Annotated in this window: 8 protein-coding genes and 2 pseudogenes; 7 read left to right on the top strand and 3 right to left on the bottom strand. The window is 40.6% G+C overall.

The features are described from left to right. Together CAPGI0001_RS12855 and CAPGI0001_RS12545 are read right to left on the bottom strand one after the other, a co-directional pair. A pseudogene (locus CAPGI0001_RS12855) lies at positions 1-181 on the bottom strand (TetA family tetracycline resistance MFS efflux pump); the annotation flags it as partial. Between the two features lie 72 nt (positions 182-253). Then, positions 254-685 carry a Cro/CI family transcriptional regulator gene (locus tag CAPGI0001_RS12545; RefSeq protein ID WP_002456141.1) on the bottom strand — a complete coding sequence of 144 codons (432 nt, stop codon included), beginning with the start codon at positions 683-685 and terminating at the stop codon, positions 254-256. Between the two features lie 100 nt (positions 686-785). Between CAPGI0001_RS12545 and CAPGI0001_RS12540 the strand changes: the two genes are divergently transcribed. The 4 genes from CAPGI0001_RS12540 to CAPGI0001_RS12520 all read left to right on the top strand — a co-directional run bounded on the left by CAPGI0001_RS12540 (position 786) and on the right by CAPGI0001_RS12520 (position 3689). Beyond that, positions 786-1499, top strand: a complete 714-nt coding sequence (locus CAPGI0001_RS12540; RefSeq protein ID WP_000104864.1) for a LexA family protein — start codon at positions 786-788, stop codon at positions 1497-1499. Positions 1500-1611: 112 nt separating this feature from the next. Next, complete coding sequence (locus CAPGI0001_RS12535) at positions 1612-2451, top strand: protein rexA (protein ID WP_000788349.1); 840 nt, start codon at positions 1612-1614, stop codon at positions 2449-2451. A 15-nt stretch (positions 2452-2466) separates the two neighbouring features. Beyond that, positions 2467-2901 (top strand): protein rexB, encoded by a 435-nt coding sequence (locus CAPGI0001_RS12530; RefSeq protein WP_001245922.1) that lies wholly within the window; start codon positions 2467-2469, stop codon positions 2899-2901. A gap of 464 nt (positions 2902-3365) precedes the next feature. Then, the gene (locus CAPGI0001_RS12520; RefSeq protein WP_001564525.1) at positions 3366-3689 is read left to right on the top strand and encodes an antitermination protein N; all 324 of its coding nucleotides are present in this window, start codon (positions 3366-3368) and stop codon (positions 3687-3689) included. Here CAPGI0001_RS12520 and CAPGI0001_RS12515 read toward each other — a convergent pair whose 3' ends face one another. Next, entirely contained in the window at positions 3690-4166 is a 477-nt protein-coding gene (locus CAPGI0001_RS12515; protein ID WP_137545608.1) for a superinfection exclusion B family protein, read from the bottom strand. Between the two features lie 4 nt (positions 4167-4170). On the opposite strand from CAPGI0001_RS12515, the gene CAPGI0001_RS12510 reads away from it, so the two are divergent. The 3 genes and pseudogenes from CAPGI0001_RS12510 to CAPGI0001_RS12500 form a co-directional block, all read left to right on the top strand. Then, on the top strand, positions 4171-4623 hold the full coding sequence (locus CAPGI0001_RS12510) for an EcoRI family type II restriction endonuclease (RefSeq protein WP_005249004.1): 453 nt from the start codon (positions 4171-4173) through the stop codon (positions 4621-4623). A 29-nt stretch (positions 4624-4652) separates the two neighbouring features. After that, positions 4653-5633, top strand: coding sequence for an adenine-specific methyltransferase EcoRI family protein (locus CAPGI0001_RS12505; protein WP_002670781.1), 981 nt, complete (start codon positions 4653-4655; stop codon positions 5631-5633). A gap of 323 nt (positions 5634-5956) precedes the next feature. Next, positions 5957-6314 (top strand): annotated as a pseudogene (locus CAPGI0001_RS12500) (serine hydrolase); the annotation flags it as partial.

The following is a 6314-nucleotide window of genomic DNA, read 5'->3' as shown; positions in this document are numbered from 1 at the left end:
GTGCGCATAGAAATTGCATCAACGCATATAGCGCTAGCAGCACGCCATAGTGACTGGCGATGCTGTCGGAATGGACGATATCCCGCAAGAGGCCCGGCAGTACCGGCATAACCAAGCCTATGCCTACAGCATCCAGGGTGACGGTGCCGAGGATGACGATGAGCGCATTGTTAGATTTCATACACGGTGCCTGACTGCGTTAGCAATTTAACTGTGATAAACTACCGCATTAAAGCTTATCGATGATAAGCTGTCAAACATGAGAATTCTCTGACGAATAATCTTTTCTTTTTTCTTTTGTAATAGTGTCTTTTGTGTCCCCCTGTTTTGAGGGATAGCAATCCCCCAATTTGAGGGATGTTTTATCCCTCGTTTTAGGGGATTTTCCCTCGTTTTGAGGGATGCACCATTCTGAGATGTTTTTATTTGGTCCAAACATGCCGCCTTGCTGCTTGATAATATTCATTCTGACGAGTTCTAACTTGGCTTCATTGCACCGTTTGACAGGTAACTTTGTAATCTCGCTAAGTTGAGAATCGGTGATTCTGTCCATTGGTTTATTCCACCCATAGGTTTTACGCAGAATGGCAAGCAGCACTTTAAACTGTCGCTTGGTCAGATCTTTAGCTGTCTTGGTTTGCCCAAAGCGCATTGCATAATCTTTCAGGGTTATGCGTTGTTCCATACAACCTCCTTAGTACATGCAACCATTATCACCGCCAGAGGTAAAATAGTCAACACGCACGGTGTTAGATATTTATCCCTTGCGGTGATAGATTTAACGTATGAGCACAAAAAAGAAACCATTAACACAAGAGCAGCTTGAGGACGCACGTCGCCTTAAAGCAATTTATGAAAAAAAGAAAAATGAACTTGGCTTATCCCAGGAATCTGTCGCAGACAAGATGGGGATGGGGCAGTCAGGCGTTGGTGCTTTATTTAATGGCATCAATGCATTAAATGCTTATAACGCCGCATTGCTTACAAAAATTCTCAAAGTTAGCGTTGAAGAATTTAGCCCTTCAATCGCCAGAGAAATCTACGAGATGTATGAAGCGGTTAGTATGCAGCCGTCACTTAGAAGTGAGTATGAGTACCCTGTTTTTTCTCATGTTCAGGCAGGGATGTTCTCACCTAAGCTTAGAACCTTTACCAAAGGTGATGCGGAGAGATGGGTAAGCACAACCAAAAAAGCCAGTGATTCTGCATTCTGGCTTGAGGTTGAAGGTAATTCCATGACCGCACCAACAGGCTCCAAGCCAAGCTTTCCTGACGGAATGTTAATTCTCGTTGACCCTGAGCAGGCTGTTGAGCCAGGTGATTTCTGCATAGCCAGACTTGGGGGTGATGAGTTTACCTTCAAGAAACTGATCAGGGATAGCGGTCAGGTGTTTTTACAACCACTAAACCCACAGTACCCAATGATCCCATGCAATGAGAGTTGTTCCGTTGTGGGGAAAGTTATCGCTAGTCAGTGGCCTGAAGAGACGTTTGGCTGATCGGCAAGGTGTTCTGGTCGGCGCATAGCTGATAACAATTGAGCAAGAATCTTCATCGAATTAGGGGAATTTTCACTCCCCTCAGAACATAACATAGTAAATGGATTGAATTATGAAGAATGGTTTTTATGCGACTTACCGCAGCAAAAATAAAGGGAAAGATAAGCGCTCAATAAACCTGTCTGTTTTCCTTAATTCTCTGCTGGCTGATAATCATCACCTGCAGGTTGGCTCCAATTATTTGTATATTCATAAAATCGATGGAAAAACTTTTCTCTTTACCAAAACAAATGACAAGAGTCTGGTTCAGAAGATAAATCGCTCTAAAGCTTCAGTTGAAGATATTAAGAACAGCCTCGCAGATGACGAATCATTGGGATTCCCATCTTTTTTGTTTGTTGAAGGCGACACCATTGGTTTTGCCAGAACTGTTTTCGGGCCGACCACATCCGATCTGACAGATTTTTTAATCGGGAAAGGAATGTCATTAAGCAGTGGAGAGCGCGTTCAGATAGAGCCACTGATGAGGGGAACCACCAAAGACGATGTTATGCATATGCATTTCATCGGCCGAACAACGGTGAAGGTAGAAGCCAAGCTACCTGTATTTGGCGATATATTAAAGGTCTTAGGGGCAACAGATATTGAAGGGGAGCTTTTTGACTCATTGGATATAGTCATTAAGCCAAAATTTAAAAGGGATATAAAAAAGGTTGCCAAGGATATTATTTTTAACCCGTCACCTCAATTTTCAGACATTAGCCTGCGGGCAAAAGATGAGGCCGGAGATATTTTAACAGAACATTATCTATCAGAAAAAGGCCATCTCTCAGCGCCTCTGAACAAGGTCACCAATGCTGAGATAGCTGAAGAGATGGCATATTGCTACGCAAGAATGAAAAGTGATATACTGGAATGTTTTAAAAGGCAGGTGGGCAAAGTTAAGGATTAATTATCAGGAGTAATTATGCGGAACAGAATCATGCCTGGTGTTTACATAGTAATAATTCCTTACGTTATCGTAAGCATTTGCTATCTCCTTTTCCGCCACTACATTCCTGGTGTTTCTTTTTCAGCTCATAGAGATGGTCTTGGGGCGACATTGTCATCATATGCAGGAACCATGATTGCAATCCTGATTGCTGCCTTGACGTTTCTAATCGGAAGCAGAACGCGCCGACTGGCCAAGATTAGAGAGTATGGGTATATGACATCGGTAGTTATTGTCTATGCCCTTAGTTTTGTTGAGCTTGGAGCTTTGTTTTTCTGCGGGTTATTGCTTCTTTCCAGCATAAGCGGCTACATGATACCCACTATCGCCATCGGCATTGCCTCTGCATCGTTCATTCATATATGCATCCTTGTTTTCCAACTATATAATTTGACCAGAGAACAAGAATAACCCGGCCTCAGCGCCGGGTTTTCTTTGCCTCACGATCGCCCCCAAAACACATAACCAATTGTATTTATTGAAAAATAAATAGATACAACTCACTAAACATAGCAATTCAGATCTCTCACCTACCAAACAATGCCCCCCTGCAAAAAATAAATTCATATAAAAAACATACAGATAACCATCTGCGGTGATAAATTATCTCTGGCGGTGTTGACATAAATACCACTGGCGGTGATACTGAGCACATCAGCAGGACGCACTGACCACCATGAAGGTGACGCTCTTAAAAATTAAGCCCTGAAGAAGGGCAGCATTCAAAGCAGAAGGCTTTGGGGTGTGTGATACGAAACGAAGCATTGGCCGTAAGTGCGATTCCGGATTAGCTGCCAATGTGCCAATCGCGGGGGGTTTTCGTTCAGGACTACAACTGCCACACACCACCAAAGCTAACTGACAGGAGAATCCAGATGGATGCACAAACACGCCGCCGCGAACGTCGCGCAGAGAAACAGGCTCAATGGAAAGCAGCAAATCCCCTGTTGGTTGGGGTAAGCGCAAAACCAGTTAACCGCCCTATTCTCTCGCTGAATCGCAAACCGAAATCACGAGTAGAAAGCGCACTAAATCCGATAGACCTTACAGTGCTGGCTGAATACCACAAACAGATTGAAAGCAACCTGCAACGTATTGAGCGCAAGAATCAGCGCACATGGTACAGCAAGCCTGGCGAACGCGGCATAACATGCAGTGGACGCCAGAAAATTAAGGGAAAATCGATTCCTCTTATCTAGTTACTTAGATATTGGCCTTGGCTTTATCTCAATATTATATGGATCATAGCTGGCAACTAATTCAGTCCAGTAAATATCCTCAATAGGGAATAATATATGCTTCCCATTCCATCGGGAAAAAGTTTTGTTCAACACACCAAGCTCAATCAACTCACTAATGTATGGGAATTGTTTTGATGTAACCACATACTTCCTGCCTTCATTAAGGGCTGCGCACAAAACCATAGATTGCTCTTCTGTAAGGTTTTGAATTACTGATCGCACTTTATCGTTTTGCATCTTAATGCGTTTTCTTAGCTTAAATCGCTTATATCTGGCGCTGGCAATAGCTGATAATCGATGCACATTAATTGCTAGCGAAAATGCAAGAGCAAAGACGAAAACATGCCACACATGAGGAATACCGATTCTCTCATTAACATATTCAGGCCAGTTATCTGGGCTTAAAAGCAGAAGTCCAACCCAGATAACGATCATATACATGGTTCTCTCCAGAGGTTCATTACTGAACACTCGTCCGAGAATAACGAGTGGATCTCATAAGAATATATCAGAGATAGCGAATTTTATGCTCTCTGAGAGCCACTTTCCTTACGTCCTTTTCTTAGAGGGGTCTAACTTTTTAACAGAAAATATCTCAATAACAAGACCAGATGGAAGGGTTGTTAATCTTGAGTATAATTCTGGTATATTAAATAGGTTAGATCGACTAACTGCAGCTAATTATGGAATGCCTATAAATAGTAATCTATGTATTAACAAATTTGTAAATCATAAAGACAAAAGCATTATGCTACAAGCAGCATCTATATATACTCAAGGAGATGGGAGGGAGTGGGATTCGAAAATCATGTTTGAAATAATGTTTGATATATCAACGACTTCGCTCAGAGTGTTGGGGCGTGACTTGTTTGAACAGCTTACATCTAAGTGATATTTTTTATTTTAATAAGGTTTTAATTAATGGCTAGAAATGCAACAAACAAGTTACTGCACAAAGCTAAAAAATCGAAAAGCGACGAATTTTACACTCAGTATTGTGATATTGAGAACGAACTGCAATACTACAGAGAGCACTTCTCTGATAAGGTTGTTTATTGCAATTGTGATGATCCTAGAGTAAGCAATTTCTTTAAATATTTTGCAGTGAATTTTGATAATCTTGGCTTGAAAAAGTTAATAGCATCTTGCTATGTAGAGAATAAAGAAGGTTTTTCTAGTAGCGAAGCCGCGAAGAACGGATTTTACTATGAATATCATAAAGAAAATGGAAAGAAATTAGTTTTTGATGATATTAGTGTTTCTTCTTTCTGTGGCGATGGCGATTTTCGCAGTTCGGAGAGCATTGATCTGCTAAAAAAATCAGATATTGTTGTTACGAATCCTCCATTCTCGTTATTTAGAGAGTATCTTGATCAACTAATTAAGTATGATAAGAAATTCCTTATAATTGCTAATGTTAATTCAATAACATATAAAGAGGTGTTTAATCTAATTAAGGAAAATAAGATTTGGCTTGGGGTTCATCTCGGGAGAGGTGTTTCTGGATTTATTGTTCCAGAGCATTATGAATTATATGGTACTGAGGCGAGAATTGATTCTAATGGTAATAGAATTATCTCGCCAAACAACTGCTTATGGCTAACTAACCTAGATGTCTTTATTAGGCATAAAGACTTGCCTCTTACAAGAAAATATTTTGGGAATGAAAGTTCATATCCAAAATATGATAATTATGATGCTATAAATGTAAACAAAACAAAGGATATTCCATTAGATTACAATGGGGTTATGGGGGTTCCTATCACATTCTTGCATAAGTTTAACCCTGAGCAATTTGAGTTAATAAAATTTAGAAAGGGTGTTGATGAAAAAGATTTGTCTATAAATGGTAAATGCCCTTATTTCAGAATTTTGATAAAAAACAAACGATTACAAAAGTAATTGATGTTTGTTAGTTTTTTCTTGAGATCATTAGCTTCGTCGTAAGCTTCGGTACCAGAAACGAAAAAACCACCTCTCCAAGCTTATCGATGATAAGCTGTCAAACATGAGAATTCTTGAAGACGAAAGGGCCTCGTGATACGCCTATTTTTATAGGTTAATGTCATGATAATAATGGTTTCTTAGACGTCAGGTGGCACTTTTCGGGGAAATGTGCGCGGAACCCCTATTTGTTTATTTTTCTAAATACATTCAAATATGTATCCGCTCATGAGACAATAACCCTGATAAATGCTTCAATAATATTGAAAAAGGAAGTAGTATTGAGTATTCAACATTTCCGTGTCGCCCTTATTCCCTTTTTTGCGGCATTTTGCCTTCCTGTTTTTGCTCACCCAGAAACGACTGGTGAAAGTAAAAGATGCTGAAGATCAGTTGGGTGCACGAGTGGGTTACATCGAACTGGATCTCAACAGCGGTAAGATCCTTGAGAGTTTTCGCCCCGAAGAACGTTTTCCAATGATGAGCACTTTTAAAGTTCTGCTATGTGGCGCGGTATTATCCCGTATTGACGCCGGGCAAGAGCAACTCGGTCGCCGCATACACTATTCTCAGAATGACTTGGTTGAGTACTCACCAGTCACAGAAAAGCATCTTACGGATGGCATGACAGTAAGAGAA

This window comes from Capnocytophaga gingivalis ATCC 33624 (assembly GCF_000174755.1).
In the GTDB taxonomy this organism is placed as follows: domain Bacteria; phylum Bacteroidota; class Bacteroidia; order Flavobacteriales; family Flavobacteriaceae; genus Capnocytophaga; species Capnocytophaga gingivalis.
This window is presented reverse-complemented; position numbering and strand designations above follow the sequence as displayed.